The organism is Peterkaempfera griseoplana (assembly GCF_001418575.1).
Classification (GTDB): domain Bacteria; phylum Actinomycetota; class Actinomycetes; order Streptomycetales; family Streptomycetaceae; genus Peterkaempfera; species Peterkaempfera griseoplana.
This window is the reverse complement of the sequence record NZ_LIQR01000190.1, coordinates 1-1,674: the sequence shown is the minus strand read 5'-3', so window position 1 is coordinate 1,674 and position 1,674 is coordinate 1. Positions and strand designations below refer to the sequence as shown.

General features: G+C 77.1%; 2 protein-coding genes. One reads left to right on the top strand and one right to left on the bottom strand.

Features of this window, described 5'->3' with window-relative positions; genetic code table 11:
* Positions 1-200, bottom strand: a 200-nt coding sequence (locus AOK09_RS39095; protein WP_169797033.1) for a twin-arginine translocation signal domain-containing protein, incomplete at its 3' end; no start/stop codon positions are given.
* Positions 201-447: 247 nt separating this feature from the next.
* Here AOK09_RS39095 and AOK09_RS15160 point away from each other — a divergent pair.
* Entirely contained in the window at positions 448-1,590 is a 1,143-nt protein-coding gene (locus AOK09_RS15160) for a pyridoxal-phosphate-dependent aminotransferase family protein (protein WP_055587718.1), read from the top strand.
* The last annotated feature ends 84 nt before the right edge of the window (positions 1,591-1,674 follow it).

Here is a 1,674-nt window from a genome sequence, read left to right as displayed (position 1 = left end):
CCCGGCTCGGGCGGCAGCGGCGCCGCCGCCCAGGCGGCGATCCGCGGTGGGGGCTTGGGGGTGGCCCTGGGTGCGGGGGCCGTCCGGGCGCGCGGCGGCTCCGCGTTCGCCTTGCGGAATCCGTACTCCCCCGCGACCGTCGTGAGCCCCAGGGCGACGGACGCAGCACCGGCCAGTTTCAGCACGCGTCGGCGCGACACGGCAGCGGACATACTTCCCCCCTGTACGGACCCGGGCAGTGGCCGTGCGGGCCCGGACGGCTTCACCGACGGGCCTTGGCCCCGCGGGGCGGCGTCCTGGGCGGTCGCGGCCGGGTACAGGATACGGATCAACAAGGAGAGTCCGCGAACCAACCCTTGCGCCGACACGCCGCCGAACCCCTCGGCGTCCGGCGGTCGGTCCGGCCCACCTTGTCCACCTGCACAGATCCGCACCACGGAGGTTCATGTGACCGCCAGCCAGCCCTCGTTCGACCGGTCCGCACACCCGCTGCTCGACCTCCCGCCGCTCACCGCACAGCGGTTCGCGGCGATCGAGGACCGGGTCGCCGCGCTGCTGCGCACCCGCAACGACGTGCTGATCACCCAGGGCGAGGCGCTGCTGCCGCTGGAGGCGGCGATCCGCAGCGCGGTGCGGCCCGGCAGCATCGCGCTCAACGTGGTCACCGGTCCGTACGGGGAGACCTTCGGCGGCTGGCTGCGGTCCTGCGGCGCCGAGGTGGTGGACCTGGTGGCGCCCTTCGAGGGGGCCGTGTCGGCGGAGCAGGTCGCCGGGGCGCTGCGGGACCACCCCGAGATCGACTTCGTCAGCCTGGTCCACGCGGAGGCGGCGACCGGCAACACCAACCCGGTGGCCGGTATCGGCGCCGCCGTGCGCGCCCACGGCGCACTGCTGATGCTGGACGCGGTGGCCTCGGTGGCGGCCGAGCCGCTGGAGACCGACGCCTGGGGCGTGGACCTGTGTGTGATCGGCGGCCAGAAGGCCATGGGCGGCCCGGCGGGGGTCTCCGCGGTGGCGGTCAGCGACCGGGCCTGGCAGCGGATCGCCGCCAACCCGCAGGCCCCGCGCCGCTCCTACCTCTCGCTGCTGGACTGGAAGGAGCGCTGGACGGACGCCGGCCGCACCGCCCTGCCGCACGCCCCGGCCCAGCTGGAGATGCTGGCCCTGGAGGCCTGCCTGGACCGGATCGACGCCGAGGGTCTGGACAGCGTGATCGCCCGTCATCGCGCCGCCTCGGCGGCCACCCGGGCGGGGGCCCGTGCGCTGGGCTCGCTCGGCTGCTTCGTGGTGCGCGACCAGGACGCCGCGCCGGTCGCCACCACCCTGCGCGCCCCCGCGGGCGTCGACGCCCGGGAGCTGGCCGCCGCCGCGCTGCGCAGCAACCCCGCCGTCCCGGTGCAGGCCGCGGGGGGCGCCCTCGCCAAGGAGATGCTCCGGGTCAACCACTACGGTCCCGCGGCCGTCCGTGCGACGGTTCCGGCCACGCTGCGCGCCCTCGCCGACGGGCTGACCGCTCTGGGCGCCACCGCCGACGGCCCGGCTGCCGCCCAGGCGGCCGAGGAGGCCTGGGCGGCGGCGCAGGCCGGCTGACCGTGCGGTTGGTGGGGCGTGCGCCCGGTCCCGCTCCCTCGGGGGGCGGGGCCGGGGACGGGCGGGCGCATGCGCCGGACGCTG